The sequence below is a fragment of the Kitasatospora sp. NE20-6 genome, from assembly GCF_045862635.1.
Window position 1 is genome coordinate 1 of record NZ_BPRL01000101.1, and the last position, 26,397, is coordinate 26,397.

General features: G+C 74.2%; 21 protein-coding genes, 1 rRNA gene and 1 pseudogene. 19 read left to right on the forward strand and 4 right to left on the reverse strand.

Translation table 11 applies throughout. The annotated features are described in order from the left end of the window. Nucleotides 1–2: 2 nt before the first annotated feature. The 11 genes from rrf (at nt 3) to SNE206_RS38140 (ending at nt 11,998) form a co-directional block, all read left to right on the forward strand. Nucleotides 3–119 (forward strand): 5S ribosomal RNA (gene rrf, locus SNE206_RS38090). A 379-nt stretch (nt 120–498) separates the two neighbouring features. Beyond that, nucleotides 499–1,788 carry a sensor histidine kinase gene (locus SNE206_RS38095; protein WP_407918177.1) on the forward strand — a complete coding sequence of 430 codons (1,290 nt, stop codon included), beginning with the start codon at nt 499–501 and terminating at the stop codon, nt 1,786–1,788. Beyond that, complete coding sequence (locus SNE206_RS38100) at nt 1,740–2,420, forward strand: LuxR C-terminal-related transcriptional regulator (protein WP_407918178.1); 681 nt, start codon at nt 1,740–1,742, stop codon at nt 2,418–2,420. The genes SNE206_RS38095 and SNE206_RS38100 overlap by 49 nt, the downstream gene beginning before the upstream one ends. Before the next feature lie 134 nt (nt 2,421–2,554). Continuing rightward, nucleotides 2,555–4,093 carry a DUF2637 domain-containing protein gene (locus tag SNE206_RS38105; protein ID WP_407918179.1) on the forward strand — a complete coding sequence of 513 codons (1,539 nt, stop codon included), beginning with the start codon at nt 2,555–2,557 and terminating at the stop codon, nt 4,091–4,093. A 181-nt stretch (nt 4,094–4,274) separates the two neighbouring features. Then, entirely contained in the window at nt 4,275–5,582 is a 1,308-nt protein-coding gene (locus SNE206_RS38110) for a DUF6986 family protein (RefSeq protein WP_407918180.1), read from the forward strand. Nucleotides 5,583–5,841: 259 nt separating this feature from the next. After that, nucleotides 5,842–6,498 (forward strand): YigZ family protein, encoded by a 657-nt coding sequence (locus SNE206_RS38115; RefSeq protein ID WP_407918181.1) that lies wholly within the window; start codon nt 5,842–5,844, stop codon nt 6,496–6,498. Nucleotides 6,499–6,658: 160 nt separating this feature from the next. Continuing rightward, nucleotides 6,659–8,575 carry a hypothetical protein gene (locus SNE206_RS38120; RefSeq protein ID WP_407918182.1) on the forward strand — a complete coding sequence of 639 codons (1,917 nt, stop codon included), beginning with the start codon at nt 6,659–6,661 and terminating at the stop codon, nt 8,573–8,575. A 376-nt stretch (nt 8,576–8,951) separates the two neighbouring features. Then, nucleotides 8,952–10,592, forward strand: coding sequence for a restriction endonuclease (locus SNE206_RS38125; RefSeq protein ID WP_407918183.1), 1,641 nt, complete (start codon nt 8,952–8,954; stop codon nt 10,590–10,592). Between the two features lie 70 nt (nt 10,593–10,662). Then, the gene (locus tag SNE206_RS38130) at nt 10,663–11,097 is read left to right on the forward strand and encodes a DUF6278 family protein (protein WP_407918184.1); all 435 of its coding nucleotides are present in this window, start codon (nt 10,663–10,665) and stop codon (nt 11,095–11,097) included. 11 nt (nt 11,098–11,108) lie between these two features. Continuing rightward, complete coding sequence (locus SNE206_RS38135; RefSeq protein WP_407918185.1) at nt 11,109–11,246, forward strand: hypothetical protein; 138 nt, start codon at nt 11,109–11,111, stop codon at nt 11,244–11,246. 32 nt (nt 11,247–11,278) lie between these two features. Then, nucleotides 11,279–11,998: a ZIP family metal transporter gene (locus tag SNE206_RS38140; protein ID WP_407918195.1), complete on the forward strand. Its 720-nt coding sequence runs from the start codon at nt 11,279–11,281 to the stop codon at nt 11,996–11,998. 96 nt (nt 11,999–12,094) lie between these two features. Here SNE206_RS38140 and SNE206_RS38145 read toward each other — a convergent pair whose 3' ends face one another. After that, nucleotides 12,095–13,027: a LysR family transcriptional regulator gene (locus tag SNE206_RS38145; protein WP_407918186.1), complete on the reverse strand. Its 933-nt coding sequence runs from the start codon at nt 13,025–13,027 to the stop codon at nt 12,095–12,097. Between the two features lie 111 nt (nt 13,028–13,138). Here SNE206_RS38145 and SNE206_RS38150 point away from each other — a divergent pair, with 111 nt between their 5' ends. After that, nucleotides 13,139–14,065 carry an EamA family transporter gene (locus SNE206_RS38150; RefSeq protein ID WP_407918196.1) on the forward strand — a complete coding sequence of 309 codons (927 nt, stop codon included), beginning with the start codon at nt 13,139–13,141 and terminating at the stop codon, nt 14,063–14,065. Here SNE206_RS38150 and SNE206_RS38155 read toward each other — a convergent pair. The 3 genes from SNE206_RS38155 to gabT all read right to left on the reverse strand — a co-directional run bounded on the left by SNE206_RS38155 (nt 13,971) and on the right by gabT (nt 17,133). Further along, a complete protein-coding gene (locus SNE206_RS38155; protein ID WP_407918187.1) occupies nt 13,971–14,570 on the reverse strand; it encodes a MarR family winged helix-turn-helix transcriptional regulator in 600 nt (199 codons plus the stop codon). The two genes, SNE206_RS38150 and SNE206_RS38155, sit on opposite strands and share 95 nt — an antisense overlap. A gap of 153 nt (nt 14,571–14,723) precedes the next feature. Continuing rightward, nucleotides 14,724–15,365, reverse strand: a complete 642-nt coding sequence (locus SNE206_RS38160) for a phosphatase PAP2 family protein (protein ID WP_407918188.1) — start codon at nt 15,363–15,365, stop codon at nt 14,724–14,726. Nucleotides 15,366–15,792: 427 nt separating this feature from the next. Further along, a complete protein-coding gene (gabT, locus tag SNE206_RS38165) occupies nt 15,793–17,133 on the reverse strand; it encodes a 4-aminobutyrate--2-oxoglutarate transaminase (RefSeq protein ID WP_407918189.1) in 1,341 nt (446 codons plus the stop codon). Nucleotides 17,134–17,361: 228 nt separating this feature from the next. On the opposite strand from gabT, the gene SNE206_RS38170 reads away from it, so the two are divergent. From SNE206_RS38170 to SNE206_RS38200, 7 genes and pseudogenes are all read left to right on the forward strand, one after another. Next, nucleotides 17,362–19,401, forward strand: a complete 2,040-nt coding sequence (locus tag SNE206_RS38170) for an ATP-binding protein (protein WP_407918190.1) — start codon at nt 17,362–17,364, stop codon at nt 19,399–19,401. Between the two features lie 220 nt (nt 19,402–19,621). Beyond that, a complete protein-coding gene (locus SNE206_RS38175) occupies nt 19,622–21,187 on the forward strand; it encodes a PucR family transcriptional regulator (protein WP_407918191.1) in 1,566 nt (521 codons plus the stop codon). Between the two features lie 189 nt (nt 21,188–21,376). Beyond that, entirely contained in the window at nt 21,377–22,819 is a 1,443-nt protein-coding gene (locus tag SNE206_RS38180) for an aldehyde dehydrogenase family protein (protein ID WP_407918192.1), read from the forward strand. A gap of 139 nt (nt 22,820–22,958) precedes the next feature. After that, nucleotides 22,959–23,366 carry a hypothetical protein gene (locus SNE206_RS38185; RefSeq protein WP_407918193.1) on the forward strand — a complete coding sequence of 136 codons (408 nt, stop codon included), beginning with the start codon at nt 22,959–22,961 and terminating at the stop codon, nt 23,364–23,366. A gap of 164 nt (nt 23,367–23,530) precedes the next feature. After that, a complete protein-coding gene (dxr, locus tag SNE206_RS38190) occupies nt 23,531–24,760 on the forward strand; it encodes a 1-deoxy-D-xylulose-5-phosphate reductoisomerase (RefSeq protein WP_407918194.1) in 1,230 nt (409 codons plus the stop codon). Nucleotides 24,761–24,821: 61 nt separating this feature from the next. Continuing rightward, nucleotides 24,822–26,114, forward strand: coding sequence for a M50 family metallopeptidase (locus SNE206_RS38195; RefSeq protein ID WP_407918197.1), 1,293 nt, complete (start codon nt 24,822–24,824; stop codon nt 26,112–26,114). Nucleotides 26,115–26,255: 141 nt separating this feature from the next. Continuing rightward, nucleotides 26,256–26,397, forward strand: a pseudogene (locus SNE206_RS38200) (4-hydroxy-3-methylbut-2-en-1-yl diphosphate synthase); the annotation flags it as partial.

Here is a 26,397-nt window from a genome sequence, read left to right on the forward strand (position 1 = left end):
GTTTCGGTGGTCATAGCGTGAGGGAAACGCCCGGTTACATTCCGAACCCGGAAGCTAAGCCTCGTAGCGCCGATGGTACTGCAGGGGGGACCCTGTGGGAGAGTAGGACGCCGCCGAACAATTCTTCGAGAGAAGCCCCCTCCCCTTGCCGGGAGGGGGCTTCTCTGCGTTTCCGGCCCGTATGCCCAGGTGCGGCACGGCAGAATGCGCCGGGCTTGGTTCGGGCAGGGCCGGGTTCCGGCGGAGCCGCGTCACGGGGTGGTGCTAGGTCCACCCCGAGAACGGGTCTCACAGCCAATGTGCCGCCAGGTGCCGGCGCGCAACACTGATCGCGTCGGTAACCCGTCCCCGGACGTCGATCCCAGGAGCAGCGCCATGACCTTCGCGAGTCCTTTCGGTGGCACAGATGTGGGAAGGGCGTGGCTGGCCAGGCTCCGCACGGGCGGTCAGGCGTCGGCGCGGGCAGCCGGAGCGACGGCCGGCGCCTTCTTCGCCGTCATGAGCCCGTTCTTCGTGGCCGGCCTCGCGGGTGCGGTGATGGCGAACTGGCTCGAAGGGACGGATGTCTACCTGGTCGTGGCCCTGGCCGTGGGAGCCCTCGCCTGGCTTGTCACGGCGCAGTGGTGCGCGCGACGGTCCGCCGGCTGGACCCGGACCCAGCTCGACCGCTGGTACGGCGTCGTCGTTCCGGCGCGGTACGCGCCCCTGCCTGCGCTGGAACGGGACGAGCGGGGCTACTGGTGGACAGGATTCTCCTACCACCGGAGCCCCCGGACCGCTCGCGTCGCGAGGTTCGTGCACAGCACGGTGCGCGACCCTGCGACCAGGACGGACGCGGTCTGGTGGGTCCTCAATCCGCTCTCCGTCCTCTTCTTCATCGGCCCTGCGGCGGCGCTGGTGATCGGTGGTCCGGTCTTCGCGCTCTCCATGGCGGTGGACTCCCGTACCTACGGCCCGGTTCCGGCCGGACACCCCCTCGGGTATATGATCTCGCTGACGATCAGTGCCTCGATCGTCGCGGTGGGGCTCCTCCTCATGCCGTACGGGCTTCGCGCGCACCTCGACACGGCGTGCCGGCTCCTCGCGGTCGGGCATCGCGGCACCGCGACCCAGCTCCGTCAGCGGGTCGAGGAGCTGACGCTGACCAGGGCCGACGCGGTCGGAAGCCAGGCGGCGGAACTCCGGCGGATCGAGCGCGACCTCCATGACGGCGCCCAGGCACGGCTGGTGGCGATCGGGATGACGCTCGGGACCATCGAGCACCTGCTGGAGACCGACCAGGCCGCGGCGAGGGAGCTCCTGGCGGAGGCGAGGCAGTCCTCGGCGAAAGCGCTCCAGGAGCTGCGCGATCTCGTGAGGGGCATCCATCCGCCGGTCCTGGCCGAACGCGGGCTGGGCGACGCGGTGCGGGCCCTGGCGCTGGACAGCCGGCAGCCGACCGAGGTGACGGTCGCGATGCCGTCCAGGCCGGAGCCGTCCGTGGAGGCAGCGGCGTACTTCTGCGTCAGTGAGCTGCTGGCCAACGCGGCCAAGCACTCGGGCGCGCGGCAGGTGTGGGTGGACATCCTCTTCCGTGCCGGGCTGCTGCGGGTGATCGTCACCGACGACGGCTGCGGTGGTGCGCAGCCGGGACGCGGGACAGGGCTGCGCGGCATCGAGCGCAGGTTGGGTACCTTCGACGGAACGCTCGCGCTGAGCAGCCCGCAGGGCGGACCGACGACGATCACCATGGAGCTACCGTGCGCGTTGTCCTCGCAGAGGACCTCTACCTCCTTCGACAAGGACTGATCAGGCTGTTGGAGGCCCACGGGTTCACCATCGCGGCAGCCGTCGAGACCGGGCCGGAGCTCTTGGAGGCACTGCTCACCGAGCGTCCCGACGTGGCGGTCGTGGACGTCAGGCTGCCGCCGACGCTGACCGACGAGGGCCTCCAGGCTGCGCTCCGGGCGCGCCGGGTGATCCCCGGCCTTCCGGTGCTCGTCCTCTCGCAGCACGTCCAGCAGCTCTACGCACGGGAATTGCTGGCCGACGGGTCGGGAGGGGTGGGGTATCTGCTGAAGGACCGGGTGTTCAACGCCGAACAGTTCGTCGATGCCATCCGCCGTGTTGCGGCCGGTGGTACGGCCATGGACCCGGACGTGATCGCCAAGCTGCTGGAGAGCCAGGCCGGTTCGGGACCGCTGCAGAGGTTGTCGCCGCGGGAGCGCGAGGTGCTGGAGCTGATGGCCGAGGGCTGTTCCAACTCCGCCATCGCCGGCCGACTCACCGTCAGCGACGGTGCGGTGGCCAAACACATTGCCAATATCTTCACGAAACTGGATCTGGTGCCTGCCGATGATGCGAACCGCCGTGTCCTGGCGGTATTGGCCCACCTCAACGGAACGCCCGAGCGCACGCCGGTGCCAGGGCGGGAGGCGTGATGAAACGCGCGTACGAGTAGTATCCGGTGGGCCGAGTCGGCCCACAGCACGGTGACCCCGTGTCGGGCCGAGGGTGGATTCGGCAGCAACGGTCGCTTACGGCAGCAGCCGAATCCCAGGGGTTGATTTTTCGTATGGCACGTCGCCCATCCCTCACCCGCACCCACCGCGTCCTGCTCGCTGTGGTCGCCGCCGGTGCCTGTCTCATTTCGGGCATCGGCTTCGCCGGGTCGTACAACGCAGTTCGGGACCTCGCGATGCAGAAGGGCTTCGGGGCCTTCTCGTACGCCTTTCCCATCGGCGTCGACGCGGGCATCGTGGTGCTGCTCGCGCTGGACCTGGTCCTGACCTGGCTCCGCATACCCTTCCCGCTCCTACGGCAGACCGCGTGGCTGCTGACGGCGGCCACCATCGCGTTCAACGCCGCCGCCTCCTGGGGCGACGCGCTGGGCATGGCGATGCACGCCGTGATCCCGGTGCTGTTCGTGGTGGTGGTCGAGGCGTCCCGGCACGCGGTCGGTCTGATCGCCGCCATCACCGCGGACCGGCACATGGAGTCCGTGCGCCTGATGCGCTGGGTGCTGTCGCCGGTGCCGACCTTCCGCCTCTGGCGGCGGATGAAGCTGTGGGAGCTCCGCTCGTACGACGAGACGGTCCGTCTGGAGCAGAACCGGCTCGTGTACCGGGCGCAGCTGCGGTTCCGCTACGGCCGGGGCTGGCGCAGGTCGGCGCCCTTCCAGGCGCTGCTGCCGCTGAAGCTCGCGAAGTACGGCGTGCCGCTCGATCCGAGCATCCTCGACCGCATCGACGGTCCGCTCGAGGTGACCAAGGGCGAGGGCGTGACGGCGGTGGCCCCGGTGTCGGCGGCCGTGGCCGTGCCGACGCTGGCCAAGCTCGCCGCGGTACGGCTGCGGGACGCGCAGGAGCCCGGCGCGGCGTCCGAGGCCGCCGCCGTGTCGGAGCCCGAGGCCGCGGAGCTCAACGTGTGGATGACCAAGGCGGTGCGCGAGTACTCGCAGCAGGCGGGCGAGTCGGAGCCGCACGGTGCGCGGGTGCCCGGGCAGATGTCCCCGTGGTTCAAGCCGCCGCGGGTGGGGGCGCCCCGCCCCGCGGGCGTGCAGGAGTCCCGTGCCCCCGCGCAGGGGGTGCGTCGGCCGCAGCCGGCCCAGCCCGTTCAGGGCCGGCCGGTTCCCGCCCAGGCGGCGGCCGGCCGCATCGGCCGGCCCGTGCGGCTGGAGCAGTCGTTCGAGGCGGAGCAGGGCTTCGATCCGGACCAGCAGGGCGATGGAGCGCGCCGGGCGCAGCCGTACCGTGAGCAGCCGGGCGGCGCCGGGCAGGCGCTGCGTGGCGACGGCCCGGCGGGGGCACCGACGCCCCTGGAACAGCTCGACGCCGAGATGGAGTCCGCGATCGAGGCCGTGGCGGCGCAGTCCGGGCAGTCCGGGGCCGGGCGCCGTCCCGCGTCCGACCTCGACCCGGAGCTCTGCTTCGACGCCCTGATCGCGTACATCGACTCGTACGCGCAGCAGCCCGACCCGCAGACCCTGGCCGAGTTCCTGACCGTCGAGTACGGGGTCACCGGGTCGCGCCCGGACGGCTCGGTCAACCCGGCGGATGTCCACCGCATCTGGGCGCAGTTGCAGAACCGCTACGTCAGTTCGGGCCGGGAGTAGGCGAGGGGAGCAGGCGGTTCGGCCGGGGGCGCCCGGGCGGCGTCCGCCGGGGAGCAACGGAGGAGAGCATCCGCGTGACGGGCCGGCATTGACGCCCTGCCGCACCGAACACTACGTTCGCATCAACAATTTGTTGAAGCGCTGTCGCGGTGTCGGGGCGGTGCGTCATGAAGGAGTGCCGATGGCGCAGGACGGACTGGACTTCACCAGAGCGGTGCCCGGCGGCGCGGCGCAGCCCGGGGCCGTCTTCTCCGGTGCCGCCCGCGCGGCCGTCGAGGCCCTGCTCGCCCCGGTCGACGCCGAGCTGGCCCGCCGCTACCCGGGCGACTCGGGCAGCCGCCAGCCCGTTCACACGGTCTACGTGCCGGCGGACGCCTTCGACGCCGGCACCGTGCAGGACTGGGGCCGCCGCGCCGTCGAGGCCTTCGACACCCACGCCGCCACGCCCGGGCAGCTCGCGGAGGCCCTCGGCCTCGCCGACGACGCGCTCCTCGCGGACGTCCACGCCCGCGTTCGCGCCAAGCTGGAGCGGGAGCCCGTCGAGGATCTCCGGGTCGACTTCGAGGACGGCTACGGCCCCCGCCCGGACGAGGAGGAGGACGCGGCCGCGATCCGGGTCGCCCGGCTCCTCGGCGAGGCGGTCGCGGCCGGGACGGCGCCGCCGTACGTCGGCATCCGCATCAAGTGCATGGAGGCGGCCGTCCGGGAGCGCGGCATCCGGACCCTGGAGCTCTTCCTGGGCACGCTGCTCGCCGAGGGCGGCCTCCCGGACGGGCTGGTGCTCACGCTCCCGAAGGTCACCTATGCCGAGCAGGTGACGGCGCTGGTGCGGCTGCTGGACGACGTGGAGCGGCGCACCGGTCTGCCCGCCGGGCGGCTCGGCTTCGAGATCCAGATCGAGACGACGCAGGCGATCCTCGGCCCCGACGGGCGGGCGACGGTGTCCCGCATGATCGACGCCGCCGAGGGCCGGGCGACCGGCCTGCACTACGGCACCTTCGACTACAGCGCGGCCTGCGGCGTCAGCGCCGCGTACCAGAGCATGGACCACCCGGTGGCGGACCACGCGAAGGCCGTCATGCAGGTGGCCGCCGCCGGCACCGGCGTGCGGCTGTCCGACGGTTCGACGAACGTCGTCCCCACCGGGTCGACCGAGCAGGTGCACGCGGCGTGGCGGCTCCACCACGGCCTGGTCCGCCGCTCCCTCGCCCGTGCCTACTACCAGGGCTGGGACATGCACCCGGCCCACCTGCCCACCCGCTACGCGGCGGTCTACGCGTTCTACCGCGAGGGCCTCGGCACCGCCGCCGCGAGGCTGGCCGCCTACGTCGCCAAGGCCGGCGGCGACGTCATGGACGAGCCCGCGACCGCCCGGGCGCTCAGCGGCTACCTGTTGCGGGGGCTGGACTGCGGTGCGGTGGACGCCGCCGAGGTGACCCGCCTGACCGGTCTCGACCGGGCGGCGCTGGACGCGCTGGCCGGACGCTGACCTCCGACGGCCCGAGGCCGCGGCCTCGGGCCGTCGGGCCGTCGGGTCGGCGTGCGTCCCCGGGGGGTTAGGCTGGCCGCACGCGGCGCCACCGCGTGCCGACCGCAGCCGGTCGGCACGGTACGGCGCTCGGCCACCCCACCGGGCCGCCGCCGGCCCGGCGCCGGCCCGGCGCCGTGCCCGCCGCGGCCAGGTCGCGCACGGCAGTCCGGACGGTGGCGTCCACCGCCCGCCGTCCCACCGGAGATCCGCCGCCGCCATGCCGGAACCCAGCCCCCACCCGCCGTCGTACCTGACCATCAGGCGCGCCGGCAGCCACGAGATCGAGATCAAGAAGTCCCGCTTCCTCTGCCATCTCGCGCGGGTCGCCGACGAGGACGAGGCCCAGGCCTTCATCGCCTCCGTCCGCAAGCAGTTCTGGGACGCCCGGCACAACTGCACCGCCTTCGTGGTCGGCGAGGAGCACCGGCGGGAGCGGTCGAGCGACGACGGCGAGCCGAGCGGCACGGCCGGCGTGCCGATGCTGGAGGTGCTGCGGCGGCGCGGGCTGACGGACGTGGTCGCGGTCGTCACCCGGTACTTCGGGGGCATCAAGCTCGGTGCGGGGGGTCTGGTGCGGGCGTACGGTTCCTCGGTGTCGGAGGCCCTGGACACCGTCGGGCTGCTGGAGCGCCGTCCGGTCGCGCTGTTCTCCGTCGCCGCCGACCACACCCGGGCCGGGCGGCTGGAGAACGAGCTGAGGGCGGCAGGCCACAGCGTCCGCGACCTGGCCTACGGGGCCTCCGGCGTCCGGATCGAGGTCGGTGTGCCGGCAGCCGGGGTGACGGACTTTCACGCGTGGCTGGCCGAGGCCACCGGAGGTACCTCGGAGGCGGACCCGACGGGGTGGAGCCACGTCGAGGTGCCGGTCGAGTAACACTCGAACGAATTAACCATGCCCGGAGTCGGAACTTCCGCTCCGGGCCCTTCCGTTTCCAGCACAAGGACGTCGGCCGACCCGGATCGGCCGACGCCGACCGTCAGCCCATCGATGGAGGACCGCAGACCCCACCACCGCACCACGGGAGGTACCGAGCATGACGTCCGACCACGCCCCGACCTCCGGCCGACCAGCCGACTCCCACGGCCTGCTCAGCCAGGCCGCTCCCTCCGGCCGTGCCACTCCGTATCGGATGACGGCCCGCACATCACTGCCCTTCGACCATGCGCTGGCCCTGATCGACGAGGCCATCGCCGCCTGGCTCAAGCAGGAAGGCCATGACGAACCGCCGCCCGGCGACCGGGCCGCGCCGGCCGAGCGCTTCAGACTGGGTGACCGCGTCCTGCTCGACCGCGACCGCGGGCCCCTTCCGGTTCCCGCTCCCGCGGTGTGTCCCGCCGCTTCGGCGGGCGCCACGCCGGCAGCCACCGCCTCCGCCCCTCCTGTGGACGCCCCGCCCCCCGACCCGGTCCTCCCTTCCGCCTCCGGCCCACGTTCCCTCCCCGACGGCCCCGGTCCCGGTCCCGGCCCCGCGCCCGCCGGTGGGCGGTACGCCCGCCGCCGACTGCGGACGCCGCTGCCGCACGGCACCCAGCAGCTCATCCTCACCCTGGCCTCCGTCGACCCCGCGGCCGACACCGACGACGGCTCCCGCCGCCCCACGGACGCCGTACCGCCCGGCGGTACGGACGGGGGCCCGGCCGAGCACGTCATGCTCTGCCTGGAGTCCGACCACCTGGGCGCCGGGTCACCGGTCCGCAGCCCCGGACGGGTGCCCGTGCCGGACCTCGCCCGCACCCTGGTCGCCCTGCTGGACGTGTGGGACGGCCCGGCCGAACTCGCCGACCGGCCGCGTCTGATCACACCCGCCGAGGTGGACGACCTGATCGACCGCCTCTGCGATCCGGCCCGCAGGCTGGCCGCGATCGTCGTCAGCCCGCCGTCCGCGTCCGCGCCCGAGGGGTGGCTGGCCGACCAGGTGCAGCCCGTGCTGCGTCAGCTTGTCGGCGTGGCCTCGCTGTTCGTGCTCGACCACGCCGCGCTGCCGCTCTTCAACGTGGCGTTCGAGTACCACAAGGTGTACGGCGGCGCCGTCCGCACGTACCTGCCGGAGGTCGACCCGGCCTCCCGGGCGGACTCGGCGCGCCACCACGTGCTGCCGCGGCAGCGGATGGAGGAGGACGTGCGGCGCGCGGCGGCGCTGCTCGCCCGCGAGCCGCGCCGGATCGCCGCCGAGCTCCCCCTCCCCGCGCCGCTGGACGGGGTGCCGCCGATGACGCTGCCGCCCGAGGCGCGTCGACCCGCCCGGCCGCGACCGTCGGCCGAGGCACAGCGTCCGCGGACCGAGGAGTCCCGGCGGGCTGCCCGCCACCGCACGGCCCGTCCGCCGGGGCGGTTCTGCGCGGCAGGCGGCCTCGTGGTGCCCGCCCCGGCCGGGGCGGACCGTCCGCCCGGCGCGCTCCTCACCGCCCCCGCCGAGGCGGAGTACGCCCGCCTGGCCCGGGACGTCGCAGCCGAGAAGGACCTGGTGCCGGGCAGTTTCGGTGAGCTCGTGCACCGGTTCGAGGAGTTCCCGCTCCTGCAGTTCACCGGTGACGAGAAGGAGACCCTGGCCCTCGACGGCCAGCCGGACGGCGCCGGCTGGGCACGCCTCACCTGGGACGGCCTGACGGCCCTTCAGGAGTACGCCCACGCGGCGGTCCAGGGGCGGGCGGGCGGCGACTTCAAGCAGTGGTGCGAACACACCCCGGCCGGTTGTCACCACTTCCCGCCCCGCAAGGCCGTCCGCTGGGAGTCGCGCACGGTCGAGAGCCACGCCAAGTGGAAGCGGGAGCGGATGCTGCCGGTGCCGTCCACGGTCGACGTGACCCGTCGCGCCTTCATGGGCGCCCACCTGCGCATCGGCGGCGGCTCCACCGCACCCCGGCTCCACTACCTCGACGACTGTTCCAGCAGCGGCCGGATCTACGTGGGCTACATCGGCCAGCACCTGACCAACACCCGCACCAACTGACCCCGACCCGCTCCTCCACCACTCCGACCCACTACTCCGACTCCCCGACCCGCTACTCCGGCTCCCCACTTCGATCTCCACACGGTCCGACCGCCAGGGTCCGACCGGTCCGCCTGGTACGGCGGACCGGTCGGGCGGGCCGCACCGCAGGCCTCACTCCGTGCGACGAGGACGCGGCGCCGGTGAAGCACGCGGCACACCCGTCACCAACTCGCCCGGTTGGCTGACCTGTGCACCCGAACGGTGGACAATGCTGCCCGGGGGCCGTGGCCGAGCGGCCCCTGCGAGCGCGTGCGATCCGGTCCGGGTCCGGCGGGATCCGGGCCGCACCGACCGCTCGCCGGACGTGCAGTGACCACTGGGGGATCGACCGCTGATGCAGCATTCACCCGACAGCCGTCCGGACGGTACCGCCCCGGCCCGGCCGTCCGGCGGCAGGCCGCCCCAGCAGACCACCGAATCGCTGCAGGCCGGCTTCCTCGCCACGCTCTTCCGCGACCTGGGAGCCGAGGACGCGGAGCAGGGATCCGCCCACCCCGGGACCGACCCCGAGGCCGCCGCCCACGGCCGGGCAGCCGCCCTGACGCACCATCGGACCCTCACCGTCCAGGCCGAGCACGAACACCTCGCCGACCTGCTGCGCCGTGCAGCGCTCCCGGTCTCCGCCATGGACTTCGAGAGCCAGCTGCGCACCTACGAGCCGCGTCCCTTCCCCACCGGCCCGGACGCCCGGCCGGCCGAGGCCGAGCCGCGCTGGGCCGACTACGCCCCGGCGGAACCGGCCACCGCAGGCCCGGAGGAGCCCCGCTCCCGCAGGATCCTCGACTCCGGCTTCCAGCGCGAGCTCGCCCAGGCACGGCTGCGGCACCAGCGCGACCTGCGCGAGTGGCGCACCCGGCAGGCGGACAGCGCCACCGTCGAGGCCCGGGCCGCACGCACCTCCCACACCGAGGCCGAGCAGGCACGCGCCCGGGCCGTCCAGGAGTACAACCAGAGCCTGGAGGAGTGCCGCCGGGCCTACCGGAAGTCCGAGCCCGCCGCGGTGGAGTCCCTGCTCGAACGGGCCCTGGCCGCGGCCGAGGGCGCCACCCAGGACCTGCCCGCGCCGTGCCGGGCACTCTTCCGTCCCCTGACCAGCACCGCGGTGCTCGATCTCGACCTTCCGCCGCTCGACGTGGTGCCCGCCCTCTCCGGCTACCGGCTCGCCCTGGACGGCAGCACCGAGCCGGTGACCCGGGCCCCGGCGGACCGTGCCTCCGACTACCTCCGGCTCGCTGCCCGCCTCGCCCTGCGCGCGCTGCAGGCCGCCGACGCGGTGGACACCGACGGCATCCTGGCCGGCGTCGTGCTGAACGGCTGGCTCCGGCTCCCCGGGGCCGACCCGGTCTGCCTGCTCAGCGTCGACGCCGACCGGGACGCGCTCGCCCGCACCCGCCTGCTCGCCGAACCGGACGCCGCGGTCGCGGCGGACCCCGACGACGAACCCGCCCAGGGCATCTACTCCGACGCCGAGCACGACGAGTCGCTCGTGCGGCTGCGCCAGCTGTCGGCCGTGGTCAGCCCCGACCCGTACGGGCCGGTGCCGGTCACGCCCGTCGGTACGGCCGGTGCCGCGGTGCCCTCCGTCGCCGAGCTCTCGCCCAACGAGTTCGCGCACCTCGTGCGCGAACTGCTCACCCGCGGCGGCCTCGACGCGTGGAGCGTACGGCTGCGGGGTCCGGTCGGGCTCGTGGCCACCGCCGAGGGGGCTCAGCACAGCGCCCTGCCCGGTCGGTGGGTGGTGTGGGCGTCCCGCAACGCCGAGCCGGTGGCCGAGGAGGAACTCCGCACCCTCGCGGAGGCCGTCCGCGAGGAGGGGGCCGAACGCGGACTGAGGCTCACCACCGGCCGGTTCGGCGACGCGGCGCTCGACCTCGCCGCGGAGGAGCCCTACCGCCGGATCCACCTGATCGACGGCGGCGGCGTCCAGGAGCTCTCCCGGACCCACCTCGGTCTGCCGCTCGGCCTCGGCGGCTGACCCGGGCGTGTCGGCCGTGCCCGCCCGGATACGGCCTGCACGGGCGGCGCATCCCTGTCAGGCTGGACGGATGGGAATCGGGTTCATGGACAGGTGGCGTGCGCGGCACGCCCGCCGCCCCGGTGGGATCCCGCCCCAGCCGGACGAGGCCACCATGGCCGAGCTGCTCGCCGAGTGCGGGCTGCTGCGCGAGCTGGCCGGCGACGCGGGCGTGCAGCTCGACGACGGCGTGGCATCCCTGACGGCCCTCGACCAGCTGCTGCCGCGCTGGCGTGACGATCCGGAGGTCTCCGAGTGGCTGGGCAACGATGCCGGTCTGTACCTCGGCACGGTCCTGCACCGCACGGTGCCCGGAACGGCATGGCGGCTGGACGTGGAACGGGACCATCCGCTGCTCGTGCTGCCCGGCGACCGCGAGCTCGACGTCGCGGCGATCGGCCACAGCTGGGCGGACGAGGGTTCGCCGCAGCTCGCCGCCGCCTACCGCGCCGCCACCGACGGCTGACCGATCCCGACGTGACCACGGACCCGGGCACCGCCGAAGCCGCAGCCGCCGGTACCGGCGCCACCGGCACCGCCACCGCCATCGCCACCCGTCCGCCCCGGTCCCGGGCCGTGTGCCGCCGCCGCGGGCGTCCGCAGGTCGTCCGGTGACGGCCGTCGCGGTCGCGGCGGCGGCCTTCCTGATGACACTGATCGGCGGCTGGGTCGCCCAGCGCACCGGCGACCGCCGCCACCTGGTGCTCGGTTTCGCGGCAGGGCTGATGCTCGGCGTGGTGGCCTTCGACCTGCTGCCGGAGGCGTCGCGCGCGGCCCCGGACGAGATCCACGGCGTGCCACAGGCCCTCCTGATGTTCGCCGCCGGATTCCTGACCATCCACATCATCGAGCGCGCGGTGGCCATCCACCGCAGCCACGAGTCCGAGTACGCCGAGCACACCCACGGGCACCACCGGCACGACCACGGACGCCGGGGTGTCGGCCTCACCGCGGCCGGAGCCCTGGTCGGGCACAGCCTGATGGACGGCTTCGCGATCGGCGCGGCCTTCCAGGCAGGCACCACGGTCGGCACCGTGGTGGCCATAGCGGTGGTGGCGCACGACTTCGCGGACGGCTTCAACACGTACACCATCACCCGCATGTACGGGAACGACCGCAGGCGGGCGATGACCCTGCTCGCCGCGGACGCCGTGGCGCCGGTGACGGGTGCGGCGATCACCCTGCTCTTCACCATCCCCGAGCACGTGCTCGGTCTCTACCTCGGCTTCTTCGCCGGATTCCTGCTGTACCTGGCGACCTCCGACATCCTGCCGGAGGCGCACAGCCCGCACCCCTCGCGCAGCACCCTGCTCTGCACCCTGGTGGGCGTCGGCTTCATGTGGCTCGTGATCGGCTTCGCCGACTGACCCGGGACGCCGGGTCCGGGCCCGGGCAGGGATCCGCGACCGGCCGGGGGCAGCCGGGGGAGCCACAGCCGGCAGGGGCCGGGGGATCAGGGGGGATCAGGGGGAGCGCAGGACGTCCGACGACGGCGTCCCCACCCGGGCCCACTGCTCCCGCATGGCCCGCAGGGCGGCGGTGATCGCGGGGCGGCGGGACGCCTGGGTGCGCCACAGTGCGTACACGCGGCGGGTCGGCTCGGGCGAGACGGTGCGTGCCACCACCCCGTCGGGCAGCGGCGCGCGGCCCAGGCGGGGCACCAGCCCGAGGCCCAGCCCCGCCTCGATCAGCGCGATCTGCGTCTCGAACTCGCCGACCTGGTAGAGCACGTCCGGTTCCTCGCCGACCTCGCGCAGGGTGAGCACCAGCCAGTCGTGGCAGATGTTGCCGGGCGGCACGCTGATCCAGCGCTGCCCGACCAGCCGGTCCACCGGCACGCAGGGCAGCGCGGCCAGCGGGTGCTCGGCGCGCAGCAGCAGGTCGACGGGATCCCGCCCGAGGTCCATCCGGGAGATGCCGTCCTGCACGGGCAGCGGCACGGTCGGCCAGTCCTGCACGAGCGCGAGGTCGACCTCGCCCCGGGCGACCAGCTCGGCGGCGAGGTACGGGTCGGTCTCCAGCAGACGGACGTCGAGCTCCGGGCAGCGCTGCCGCAGGTCCGCGAGCGCCCCCGGCATCACCCCGCGTGCGCCGGTCGCGAAAGCCGCCACCAGCAGGCGTCCGACCGCCTGCCCGCGCTGCTCCTCCAGCGTCACCTCGGCCTGCTCGACGAGGGCGAGCAGCTGCTGCGCCGTGCCGGCCAGCCGGACGGCCGCGTCGGTGAGGACGACGCCGCGCCCCTGGCGTTCCAGCAGGACGGTACGGGTCTCGCGTTCGAGTTTGGAGATCTGCTGGGAGACCGCCGAGGGGGTGAAACCGAGTGCGGCGGCCGCGCCGCCCACCGAGCCGTGCACCGCGACGGCGTGCAGCGCCCGGAGTCTGCCGAGGTCCAACATGCCGCCATGCTAAAGCAGTGCTGAACGGTTCGGTTCAGAATTCATCGCTGGTGCTACACCGTCCCGGCCCGCCAGGCTCGACCCATGCCGATCATGCCCGCCCCCGTCGCCATGACGCCCCGCCACATCGCCCTCGCCGTCCTGGTCGCCGCCGTCTGGGGCCTGAACTTCGTCCTGATCCACGTCGGGCTGGAGAACTTCCCGCCGCTGCTGTTCTGCGCCCTGCGCTTCGCCGTCGTCGCGGTGCCCGCCGTCTTCCTGGTGGGACCGCCGCGGGTGCCGTGGCGGTGGGTGGCCGCGGTCGGCTGCACCCTCGGCGTCGTGAAGTTCGGGCTGCTCTTCCTCGGGATGCACGCCGGCATGCCGGCCGGCCTCTCCTCGCTGGTGCTGCAGAGCCAGGCCGTCTTCACCGCCGTCCTCGCCGCCGGGATGCTGGGGGAGCGGCCGACCGTGCGGCGCGCCACCGGTCTGGCCGTGGCCTTCGCCGGCATCGGCGTGGCCGCGGCCGACCACGGCCTCGGCGGGCCCGTGGGGGCGTTCGCCCTGGTCATCGCCGCCGCCGCGTTCTGGGGGCTGTCGAACGTGCTGACCCGTCGCGCCGCCCCGCCGGACGCCCTGCGGTGGATGGTGTGGGTGAGCGCCGTTCCCCCGCTGCCGCTGCTGGCCCTCTCCCTGCTGGTCGAGGGGCCCGAGGTGGACCTGCGGGCGCTGGCCGGCATCAGCCTCGCCGGGGTCGGCGCCATCGCGTACGTCGGCCTCGTCTCCACGCTCTTCGGGTTCGTCGCCTGGAGCCACCTGCTGCGCCGCTACGACGCCTCCGCGGTGGCGCCCTACTCGCTGCTGGTGCCGGTCTTCGGGATGTCGTCCTCGTGGCTGCTGCTCGGCGAGCGGTTCAGCTGGGCGGCCGGTCTCGCGGCCGTCCTGGTGATCGCCGGGATCGGGCTCACCGCGCTGCGTCCCGGCCGGCCGGCTCTGCCTCGTACGCTTCCTCGGCGCGTCGCAGGGCGTGCAGCAGTGCGTCCTGGTCGGAGCGGCTGAGCGGGCCGAAGTACTCCTGCGCGACCTCGTGCCGGACCTTGCCGATCCGCTCCAGCGCGCTGTGCCCCTCGGCGGTGAGCACCACCCGGACGGCCCGCCGGTCCTCCGGGTCGGGTGTGCGGGTGACCAGTGCGGCCTCCTCCAGCGCGTCGACCACGGCGGTCGCCGACCGGGGGGCGATCCGCAGCCGTTCGGCCAGGTCGCTCAACCGCATCGGAGCCTGCACGGCCGCCGGGAGCCCGCCCGGTACCCGGGTGTCCTGGTGGCCCGCCGCCTCGGGAGCGGGACCAGGACCGGGAACAGGACCGGGAACAGGACCGGGAACAGGACCGGGAGAGGGAGCAGGGGCGGGGGAGTGCGCGAGCGTCCGCAGGGCGCGGGCCTGGGCGGGCGTGATGCCGTACGGCTCCAGACGCTGCACGGTCCGTCGCCGGATGCGCTTCATCGCCCGGCTCAGCGCGTCGGCGAGCTCCGCGGCGGTGTCGGCGGACGGCGGCGTGGTCATGGCGGGCTCCCGGTTCGGCTGCCCCGGCCCGCGGCCGGGGAGGTGGGGCCAGGTTAGCGGGGGTGTGCCGGGCCGCTCCGGCGTGCAGCCGAGGCCGGCTCACTTCCCGGCGCCGGGCCGGGGGGTGCCCCGTGGAGGAGTCCGCTGTCGCCGTCAGGGTGCACCGGGGGCGGCGCCGTCCGCCCTGGCGAGCAGCCGCGCGACGGCCCACAGGACCGTCCCGGCCAGGCACCAGCTGGCGAGCACGTCCAGCAGCCAGTGGTAGTCGCTCCAGACCAGCCCGCCGCCGACGCCCAGGGACACCAGGACCGCGCCCCCGTAGAGGCGGTGCCGTGCGTCGGCGCCCACCGTGCTGCCGAGCAGGAGTGCCGCCGTGCCGTAGGCGATCGCCGAGGTGGCGGTGTGCCCGGAGGGGTACCAGCCCCACTGGTCCGGCGCGAGCGGCAGGCCGTACGGGCCGGGCCGGGCGAACCACGCCTTGGCCGGCACGACCAGCAGGGGGATCAGCGCCGTGGCTGCGACCGCCACCGGAAGGGGCAGCCACCAGCGGCCGACGGACGGGGTGCGGCGACGGCGTACGGCTGCTGCCACAGCGGCCGCCGTCAGGACCGGGATCGCGGGCACCGACCCGCCGAGGTCGGAGAACAGGGCGCCGGCGTGGTTGACCAGGGTGCTGTGCAGCGCGTGCCGCACCTCGTGGACGGCGGTGCGGGTGCCGGTGTCGACGCCGAGCAGGGGTCCGTCGACCGCCACCTGCCAGGAGATGAGCGCCAGCACCGCGATCAGCAGGGGCACGACAAGCGCATGAAGCCGCCCCGGAGCAGGGGGGAGAGCTCCGGGGCGGCCGAGGTGATCGCCGCTCCGCGCGGCCCGGGGGGTGTGGACCGGGCGGTCGGTCGATCGGTCTGGAGGATCGACGGCAGGCACCGCGGCTGCCGAAGGTGGTGCGCAGGGGCGCGGCTCGCTGTCCATCTGCCATGACAGTACGTCAAAGGCCCTGCGGCGCAGTGGAGCGCAACCGGTTTCGCACAGCATCTTCACCACTCCGAGTACAACCTCCACGCGCCCGCGGCCGTCCGCGTACGCATCCCGCGCGCCCAGGTCAGCACGGGTCCGCGAAGGTCCGCGAGGCCGTGGGCGGCGGACGGGAACGGCCGAGAGGCCCGGCCCCCGCGGGGGCCGGGCCTCTCGGTGCGGGACGCTGTCCACCGTCCCGGGTCCGTCAGGCGCCGGCGAAGGCGCCCTCGATGATGTCCAGGCCCTCGGCCAGCAGGTGCTCCGGGATCACCAGCGGCGGCAGGAAGCGCAGCACGTTGCCGTAGGTGCCGGCGGTCAGGACCACCAGGCCCTCGGCGTGGCACGCCTTGGCGATCGCGGCGGTCACCTCGGCGTTCGGCTCCTTGCCGCCCGGCTTCACGAGCTCGACGGCGATCATCGCGCCGCGGCCGCGGACCTCGCCGATCACGTCGAACTTCTCCTGCATCGCGCGCAGGCGGCCCAGCATCACCTCGCCGATGTGCTGCGCCCTGGCGTTGAGGTCCAGCTCCTTCATGGTCTGGATGGAACCCAGCGCGGCGGCGCACGCCACCGGGTTGCCGCCGTAGGTGCCGCCCAGGCCGCCCGCGTGGGCGGCGTCCATGATCTCGGCGCGGCCGGTGACGGCGGCCAGCGGCAGGCCGCCCGCGATGCCCTTGGCCGTGGTGATCAGGTCCGGGACGACGCCCTCGTCCTCGCACGCGAACCACTGGCCGGTGCGGCAGAAGCCGGTCTGGATCTCGTCCGCGACGAACACGATGCCGTTCGCCTTCGCGTACTCCGCGATGGCCGGCAGGAAGCCCTTCGCCGGCTCGATGAAGCCGCCCTCGCCCTGGATCGGCTCGATGATGATCGCCGCGACGTTCTCCGCGCCGATCTGCTTGTTGATCATGTCGATCGCCTGCGCCGCGGCCTCGGGGGCGCAGTTCTCCGCACCCGTCAGCCAGCGGTACGGGTACGCGACCGGCACCCGGTAGATCTCGGGCGCGAACGGGCCGAAACCCTGCTTGTACGGCATGTTCTTCGCCGTCAGGCCCATGGTCAGGTTGGTGCGGCCGTGGTAGCCGTGGTCGAACACCACGACGGCGGTGCGCTTGGTGTACGCGCGGGCGACCTTCACCGCGTTCTCCACGGCCTCCGCGCCCGAGTTGAACAGCGCGGTGCGCTTCTCGTGATCGCCCGGCGTCAGCTCGTTCAGCTGCTCCGCCACGGCGACGTAGCCCTCGTACGGCGTCACCATGAAACAGGTGTGCGTGAAGGCGGCCAACTGCTCGGACGCCTTGGCGACGACAGCCTCGGCGCTGTTGCCGACGTTGGTGACGGCGATGCCGGAACCGAAGTCGATCAGCCGGTTGCCGTCCACGTCCTCCAGCACGCCGCCGCCGGCACGCGCGACGTACACGGGGAGGGTCGTGCCGACACCCGCCGCCACCGCGCCGAGCTTGCGGGCCTGCAGCTCCTGCGACTTCGGGCCGGGAATCGCGGTGACCAGGCGGCGCTCCTGCGGGAGCGGGGTTGCAGCGCTCATGGCGGGGTTCTCCAAATCTCAAGGCGCGGTCCTCGAAGGCTACGACCGGGCTCCCGGCCCCGGCATGCGCCACTCGGTAGCACTGGTCCTTCCGAATTGTGCTGACTGGCCAGCGCGCGGAGATCGCCGAACGCGCACCCGCGCTCCACTACATTGAGCGCGGGCGTGTCGCCGGGCCGGTGACATGGGTATGGCAATGCCGGTGGTGGGACAGGGAGCGGGGCCGGGATGGGACTGGACGGCACACAGGGGCAGCGGGCCGCACAGGCCCACCGGACATCGGCCGTTCCGCCGCAACGGACCCTCCCCTTCGACCTCGCGGCCTGGGCGGCCGAACCCCGCCCCGAGGCCGCCCCGGGCATCTTCCGCCTCGGCCACCGCCCCCGGGACGAGGCCCGCACCGCGCACGCCGCCGTCCCGGCCGGCCCGCTCCTGCTGCGGGCGGCGCTGAACCTCGCTGTGGGCACCATCGTCTACCTCCAAGGTGTTCCGCTCGTCCAGGGGCTGCTCGGGATGGGTGGACTGACCAGCCCGAACTCCTTCGTGATCTCCCTCTTCATCGCGCTCGCCGTGAATGCGGCCGTCCTGCTGGGTGTCGTCATGCTGTTCGGGCGCATGGGACGGTGGGCCGAGCTCTGGCGCCGCTGGCTTGCACCCGCGCTGGCCCGGACGGTCACCCGTGAGGAGGCCACGACTCCCGAGCGTCCCCCGGGCAGCGTCGACCCCTGGGACGAGGTGCGCCGCGGCGCCCCCGCCGCCGCCCGCCGGCTCGCGGGGGAGGCCGTCGGGGACGTCGACTACGTGCGGATCCGCCGGGCCTGGGGGACGGTGACCGCCGACCCCTCCCTCCTGCCCGCGTTCGAGGAGCAGGTGGCGGTGCGGGGTGCGGCGGCGTGCGCGCACCCGTCCGAGGTGCGTGATCTGCCGGGCCGTACGGGCCGGCACGACCTGTTGACCTCTCAGGTCCGGCTGGGGACGGCGCAGGACGTGGTGAAGAACCCGCCGGCGCACCGCACCGCGGGCTTCGCGCTGGATCCGGCGCTGCTCGGCACGTCGCTGCTGGCGGTCGGTCCGGCGGGGACGGGGAAGACGGCGCGGCTGGCGCGGCCGGTGGCGGAGGCGCTGTGCCTGCAGGCGCTGGCCGGGTCGGCCTGTGCGGTGGTGATCGGTGCGGCGGAGGCCGACCTGGGGCCGGACGCCTGGTACGACGTGGTGATCGCGCCGGGTGACCGTGCGACGCCGTACGGGCTGGACCTGTACGGGGCGGCGGCCGACCCGGACGAGGCGGCGGCGCGGCTGGCCGACGCGCTGCTGCCGGACGAGCTGGCGTCGCGTGCGGAGGGTGCCCGTTCGGCGCTGCAGCAGGTGGTGGGCCCGTACCACGCGGCGCACGGCCGCTACCCGGGGGTGGCCGAGCTGCGGGCGCTGCTGTCGGGCGATGCGGACGTGTGGGCGGCGCTGCGCAAGGTGCTGCAGGCCGTCGGGGTGCTGGCGGTCCACGAGCCCGACCTGGTGCAGCGCGAGCGGCAGCGCGGCCGGATGGACGATCCGGGCGGGCTGCTGGCGGACCGGCTGGCGCTGCTGGACCGTCCGGCGTTCGCGGGGTGCTTCTCCGGCGGGCCGGAGGCGCGCCCGGCGTTCGCGATGCGGGCGCTGGACCATCCGCTGCGGGTGCGGATCAAGCTGCCGGAGCGCAGCCATCCGGAGGCGGCCCGGATGCTGTCGCGGCTGGTGGTGGCGCAGTTCGTGCAGGCGGCGGTGGCCAGGGCGGACCGTTCGCTGTTCGCCGGCCTGGTGGTGGACGACGCGACGGCCGCGCTGGACGCCCACGTGGTGCGCGGCCTGCAGCGGATGAGGGGCGCGCACGCGGGGGCGGTGCTGGTGCTGCGCAGTCTGGTGGACCTGCCGGAGGCGCTGCGGGCGCCGCTGTTCGGGGCGGTCGGGTGCCGGATGGCGTTCCCGGGGATCGCCCCGTGGGACGGCCGGCTGTTCTCCGAGGCCTGGGGGACGCACCTGGTGACGGAGACCGCGGTCACGCACACCCCGGACACCTCGGGCGGCCTGGTGCGCAAGGCGGCCCGGGCGGGCCGCAAGGCGCTGTCGGGGACGACCGCGCAGACGGAGTCGGTGACGACCCGGGACGTCGAGCGGCACCGGTGGTCGCCGTCCGATCTGGCGCACGCGCTGCCGAGCGGGCACGCGGTGGTGTCGCTGACGACGGTCGACGGCGAGCAGGTGCCGCCGCTGCTGGTGGACCTGCGCAGCTGACCCGCGCCGGCACTGCACCCCCGGCACCGCACCCCGGCACCGCCCGCCGGCACTGCGCGCCGGCACCGCGCGCCGGGTACGGGCCTTCGGCCTGGCTCCGCTCCGCAGCGGAGGATTCGGTGCTGCTGCTTGTCCGGGCCGTACATAATGGGGGTGAGCTTTCCGATCCCTCTCCCGCGCGGTCGCAACGGCGCGACCGGGTCGTACCAGCGAAGGTGCCATGCCCCCCACACTCGCCTCTGTCGTCCGCAACACCGCGCTCCACCTCACTGTCCTGGCGGGTGCGGACCACCTGGAGCGGCCGGTCCGCTGGGTGCACACCAGCGAGCTGGACGACCCGACGCCGTTCCTGGAGGGCGGCGAGCTGCTGCTGACGACGGGCATCAAGCTCGGCCGGAGCGCGGCCCGGCTGCAGGCGTACGTGCACCGGCTCGCGGACGCGGGGGTGGTGGGCCTGGGCCTGGGTGTGGGCCTGTCGCACGCGGAGGTTCCGCAGGCGCTGGTGGACGCGGCCGTGCAGCGCGGGCTGCCGTTGCTGCGGGTGCCGGAGGCGACGCCGTTCATCGCGATCAGCAAGGCCGTGTCGGCGGCGCTGGCGGCGGAGCAGTACGAGGCGGTGACGACGAGCTTCGAGGCGCAGGAGGAGCTGACCCGCGCCGCGCTCGGCAAGGACGGCACGACCGCGGTGGTGCGCCGGCTCGCCGCGAGGCTGGGCGGGTGGGCCGCGCTGTACGACGGTTCGGGCGCGCTGTCGGCGGTGGCGCCGGACTGGGCGGCGCGGCGGGCGGGCCGGCTGGCGGCCGAGGTGGACCGGCTGCGCCGCCGCCCGGCCCCGTCGAGTGCGGCGCTGCAGGGCCGGGCGCCGGGGATCGACACGGCGGACGAGGACTACGTGGTCGTGCAGTCGCTGGGGGCCGACCGGCGCCCGCGCGGCTTCCTGGCGGTCGGTACCGAGGACCGCATCACGCCGACCGAGCGGTACGTGCTGAACGCGGCCGTGGCGCTGCTGACGCTGACCCTGGAGCGGTCGCGGGAGCTGCGGCAGGCGGAGGAGCGGATGGGTGCGGCGCTGCTGCACATGATTCTCGCCGGCGAGGTGGCGACGGCCCGGAAGGTGTCGGCCGGTCTGTTCGGCGGGCTGCCGGAGGGCATGGCCCGGGTGCTGGTGGCGGGGGCCGGCCCGGGGCCGGAGGCGGCCGAGGCGCTGGGCGAGCTCGGGGACCGGGCGGAGCAGGCGGGCGGCCGGGTCGGCGAGCGGCTGCTCGTCTCCCGCGAGGACGGCCCGCACGGGCCGCGGCTGCTGGTGCTGGCGGTGGACAACGGTGCGGCCCACCGGGCGTGCCTGGGGGCGGTGGAGGAGCAGGACGGGCTGTCGCTGGGGGTGTCGGCGCCGGCCACGCTGGAGGAGGCGGCGACGGCGTTCGCGCAGGCCGAGCGTGCGCTGGCGGTGGCGGTGCGGGGCGGCCGCCGGGCGGTCGACCACGAGGAGGTCGGGGCGGGGTCGCTGCTGCCGCTGCTGGGTGAGGAGGCGGTGACGGCGTTCGCCGAGGGCCTGCTCAGGCCGCTCCGGGACCACGACCGCACCGCGCGGGGCGATCTGGTGGCGAGCCTGCGGGCCTGGTTGTCGCGGCACGGCCAGTGGGACGCGGCCGCCGCCGATCTGGGCGTGCACCGGCACACCCTGCGGTACCGGATGCGGCGGGTGGAGGAGCTGCTGGGCCGCTCGCTCGACGACACGGACGTGCGGATGGAGCTGTGGCTGGCGCTGCGGTCCGGCGAGGACTGACCGGCGGTCGGGCGGGAGGGGCACAGGACCGGGTCGCCGGTCCGCCGCCCGGTAATCCCGCCGTCCTGGAGCAGCGGCTCCGCGCACCCCTCCACAGTGTCCAATCCGTTTGCCGCCTGCCGGGTTCTACCGTGAAGAACGGACCCCGCGACCGTGGGGCGGAGCAACGAGGAGAGGGCCGGTACGACCGTGACCACCACCCATGAGTTCTGGCTGGCCGGCCGCCGGGCGAGCGGCGACACCGACTTCGAGGTCCGCCACTCGTACGACGGCAGGCTGGTCGGCAGGGTCGCCGTCCCCACCGACGCGCAGATCGAGGAGGCCGTGGCCGCCGCCGCGGCCGCCGCGCCCGCGTTCGCCGCGACCCCCGCGCACGTGCGCGCCGCGGCGCTCGACCACGTGTCGAAGCGTCTCGCCGAGCGCACCGAGGAGATCGCCCGTCTGATCACCGCCGAGAACGGCAAGCCGATCAAGTGGGCGCGCGGCGAGGTCGGCCGTGCCGTCTCGGTGTTCCGCTGGGCCGCCGAGGAGGCCCGCCGCACCAACGGCGAGACGATGCGCCTGGACACCGACCCGGGCGGCACCGGCCGCTTCGCGGTGGTGCGGCGCTTCCCCAAGGGCGTCGTGCTGGGCATCGCCCCGTTCAACTTCCCGCTGAACCTGGTCGCGCACAAGGTCGCCCCGGCGATCGCCGTCGGCGCCCCGATCATCCTCAAGCCGGCTCCGGCCACCCCGCTGTCGGCTCTCGTGCTCGGCGAGATCCTGGCCGAGACCGACCTGCCGGCCGGCGCGTGGAGCGTCCTGCCGGTGCCGAACGAGAAGATGCCGGCCCTCGTCCGGGACGAGCGCCTGCCGGTCATCTCCTTCACCGGTTCCGACAAGGTCGGCTACCAGATCATGGACTCGGTGCCGCGCAAGCACGTCACCCTGGAGCTCGGCGGCAACGCCGCGGCCGTGGTGCTCGCCGACTGGTCCTCCGAGGCCGACCTCGACTGGGCCGCGACGCGGATCGCGATGTTCTCGAACTACCAGGGCGGCCAGTCCTGCATCTCGGTGCAGCGGGTGATCGCCGACGCGACCGTCTACGACGCGCTCGTGGAGAAGGTCGTCGCCAAGGTGCAGGCGCAGGTCACCGGAGACCCGTCGGACGACGCCGTCGACGTCGGCCCGCTCGTCGACGAGAACGCCGCGAAGCGCGTCGAGTCCTGGGTCGACGACGCCGTCGCCAAGGGCGCGAAGGTGCTGACCGGCGGCACCCGCGAGGGTGCGGCCTACGCGCCGACCGTGGTCGCGGACCTGCCCGCCGACGCGATCCTCGCCACCGCCGAGGTGTTCGGCCCGGTCCTGTCGCTGCACCGGGTCGACTCCACCGACGAGGCGTTCGCCGCCGTCAACGACTCGGCCTTCGGCCTGCAGGCCGGCGTCTTCACCCACGACGTGCAGACCGCCTTCCGCGCCCACCGCGAGCTGGAGGTCGGCGGCGTGGTCATCGGCGACGCCCCCTCCTACCGCGCGGACCAGATGCCGTACGGCGGCGTGAAGGACTCCGGTGTGGGCCGTGAGGGCGTCAAGTACGCGATGGCCGACTTCACCTACGAGAAGGTGCTGGTGCTCACCGGCCTGGACCTCTGACCCGGCACCGCCCGGCCGCCCCGGCACCGCCCGGCTGTCCCGACGCCCCGTCACCGACCCCTCGGTGGCGGGGCGCCGGCCTGTCTTGACACCCCTCCGGCCGGGGCGTAGTCCGGAGGGTGAGGAAGGGAGGTCCCTCATGCTCGGCGACCTCGTCGGAGAAGAGCAGGCGCACATCACCAACCAGCGGGTGGTCCGGTCCGACCACGGACTGCCCCCGCTCGTGGAGAGTGCCTTCCAGGGCACCGGCCAGCTGCTCGGCGTCACCATCACCGACCTCGGTACCTACACCGGCCGGCTGCGCCCGGACGGCACCCTGTACGGCGAGGGGCAGGGCGTCATCATGAGTCCGACCGGTGCGCACGCCAGCTGGCAGGGCGGTGGCGTCGGCCGCTTCACGGAGGACGGCGGCACGGCCTGGCGCGGCACCATCGTCTACACCAGCGACTCGCCGGAGTTCGCGGCCCTGCGCGGCATCGCGGGCGCGTTCGAGTGGGACGTCGACGCCGGCGGCAAGGCCGAGGGAAGGATCTGGGCCTGGAAGTAGCGGCCCGCCGACGCGCCCCGCCCGCCGACGCGCCCCACCCGCCGACGCGCCCCACCCGCCGACGCACCCCGCCTCACCCCGTCCCGGCACGGCGGCGCCCCGTCCCGCCACGGCGGCACCCCGCCGGGACCGGGCAGCGGCCGCGACAGGACAGAATGGGGGGCATGAACTCGCTCGCCCACCCCCAGCTGCGTTTCACCCCGACGGTCGCCGACCCGGACGGCCCCCGGGAGCTGGTGATCCTCGGTTCGACCGGTTCGATCGGCACGCAGGCGATCGACGTGGTGCTGCGCAATCCCGACCGCTTCCGGGTGGTCGCGCTGTCCGCCAACGGCGGCCGGGTCGGTCTGCTCGCGGAGCAGGCGCTGCAGCTCGGTGTCCACACGGTGGCGGTGGCGCGCGAGGACGCCGTGCCCGCGCTGCGCGAGGCGCTCGCGGCGGGTGCCGCCGGGCGCCCGCTGCCGCGGATCGTCGCCGGACCGGACGCCGCGACCGAGCTCGCCGCCCTGGAGTGCCACTCGGTGCTGAACGGCATCACGGGGTCGATCGGGCTGCGGCCCACCCTGGCGGCGCTGGAGGCCGGGCGGGTGCTGGTGCTGGCGAACAAGGAGTCGCTGATCGTCGGCGGCCCGCTGGTGAAGGCGGTGGCCCGGCCGGGGCAGATCGTGCCGGTCGACTCCGAGCACGCCGCGCTGTTCCAGGCGCTCGCCGGCGGCACCCGGGCGGAGGTCCGCAAGCTCGTCGTGACGGCCAGCGGCGGCCCGTTCCGCGGCCGTACCCGTGAGCAGCTCGCCGGGGTGACCCGGGACGACGCGCTGGCCCATCCGACCTGGGCGATGGGCCCGGTCGTGACGATCAACTCCGCGACCCTGGTCAACAAGGGCCTGGAGGTCATCGAGGCGCACCTGCTGTACGACGTGCCGTTCGACCGGATCGAGGTCGTCGTGCATCCCCAGTCGGTCGTCCACTCGATGGTCGAATTCACCGACGGCTCCACCCTGGCGCAGGCCAGCCCGCCGGACATGCGGATGCCGATCGCGCTGGGCCTCGGCTGGCCCGACCGGGTGCCGGACTCCGCCCCCGCCTGCGACTGGACGAAGGCCGCGACCTGGGAGTTCTTCCCGCTGGACGACGAGGCCTTCCCGGCCGTCGCGCTCGCCCGCGAGGTGGGTGCGCTCGGCGGCACCGCCCCGGCGGTGTTCAACGCGGCCAATGAAGAGTGTGTGGAGGCCTTCCTCAACGGCAGGCTGCCGTTCACGGGGATCGTGGACACTGTGGCGAAGGTGGTCGCCGAGCACGGGGCCCCCGCGCCGGGAACTTCGCTCACCGTGGCGGACGTCCTTCGTGCGGAGGACTGGGCGCGTGCCCGGGCCCGCGAGCTGGCGGCGGGCTGACCGGTACGGACGGCGGGCGGAGCGGCAGAGGCATGGCGGAGGACGAGCGGTGAACAATCTGATGTGGGTGCTCGGCATCCTGATCTTCCTGGTCGGGTTGCTGTTCTCGATCGCGTGGCACGAGCTGGGGCACCTCTCCACCGCCAAGCTGTTCAAGATCCGTGTGCCGCAGTACATGGTCGGCTTCGGGCCGACCGTGTGGTCGCGCAAGAAGGGCGAGACCGAGTACGGCATCAAGGCGATCCCGCTCGGCGGCTACATCCGGATGATCGGGATGTTCCCGCCGGGCGCGGACGGCCGGGTCACCAAGCGCAGCAGCTCGCCCTGGCGGAGCATGATCGAGGACGCCAGGGAGGCCTCGTACGAGGAGCTGCAGGACGGTGACGAGGACCGGCTCTTCTACACCCGCAAGCCGTGGCAGCGGGTCATCGTGATGTTCGCCGGGCCGTTCATGAACCTCATCCTGTCCGTGGTGCTGTTCCTGGCGCTCTTCATGGGCATCGGGCAGGAGGTCTCCACCCCGACGGTGCAGCAGGTCAGTGCGTGCGTGGTGAAGGCGGGCGAGCCGACCGACGTCTGCCCGGCCGGGGCGCCGGTCTCGCCGGCCAACGCGGCGGGGCTGCGCAACGGCGACACGGTGCTCTCCTTCGACGGCGATCGGATCAGCACCTACACGCAGCTCCAGGCGGACATCCGGGACTCCGCCGGACGCACCGTGCCGATCGTCGTCGACCGGCACGGCGAGCAGGTCGCGCTGACCGCGACGATCGCCACCAACACGCTCCCGGCGGTCGACAAGGACGGTTACGCGGTCAAGGGCCGCACCGTCGAGGCGGGCTTCCTCGGCATCACCCCGGCCCGCGGCGTGCACCACCTGAGCCTGGGTGAGAGCGCCGACGAGATGGGCGCCATGGCGAAGCACGGCGTCTCCTCGCTGGTCGCCCTGCCCGGCAAGGTGCCGCACCTGTGGCACGCGGTCGTGGACGGCGCCCCGCGCTCCACCGACGACCCGATCGGCATGGTGGGCGCCGCCCGTCTCGGCGGTGACGTCGTCTCCATGGACCTCCCGGCCACCCAGCAGCTGGCCTTCTTCATCCAGCTGCTCGCCGGCATCAACCTGTCGCTGTTCCTGTTCAACATGCTGCCGCTGCTGCCGCTCGACGGCGGCCACATCGCCGGGGCCCTCTGGGAGTCGGTCCGCCGCCGCCTGGCGGGCCTGCTGAAGCGGCCCGACCCGGGCCCCTTCGACGTGGCGAAGCTGATGCCCTTCGCGTACGTGGTCGCGGGCGTCTTCATCTGCTTCACCGCGCTCGTCATGGCGGCCGACGTCGTCAACCCCGTCAAGCTGAACTAGCGCCGCGGCGGCCCGGCCGGATGTGCTCCGGCCGGGCGCCGTGCCGTACCGTTGAGGGCCGGGCGCGTCCTCGACGACCCGCCCGGCCCGGTCAGATCCACCGGCCGGCTCACCGACATCACTCAGGGGAACCCTGCGCACATGACCGCGATCTCGCTCGGTATTCCGTCCCTGCCGCTCAAGCCGCTCGCCAAGCGCCGCCACTCGCGTCAGATCATGGTCGGCAACGTTCCGGTCGGCGGCGACGCCCCGGTCTCGGTCCAGTCGATGACGACCACGCTGA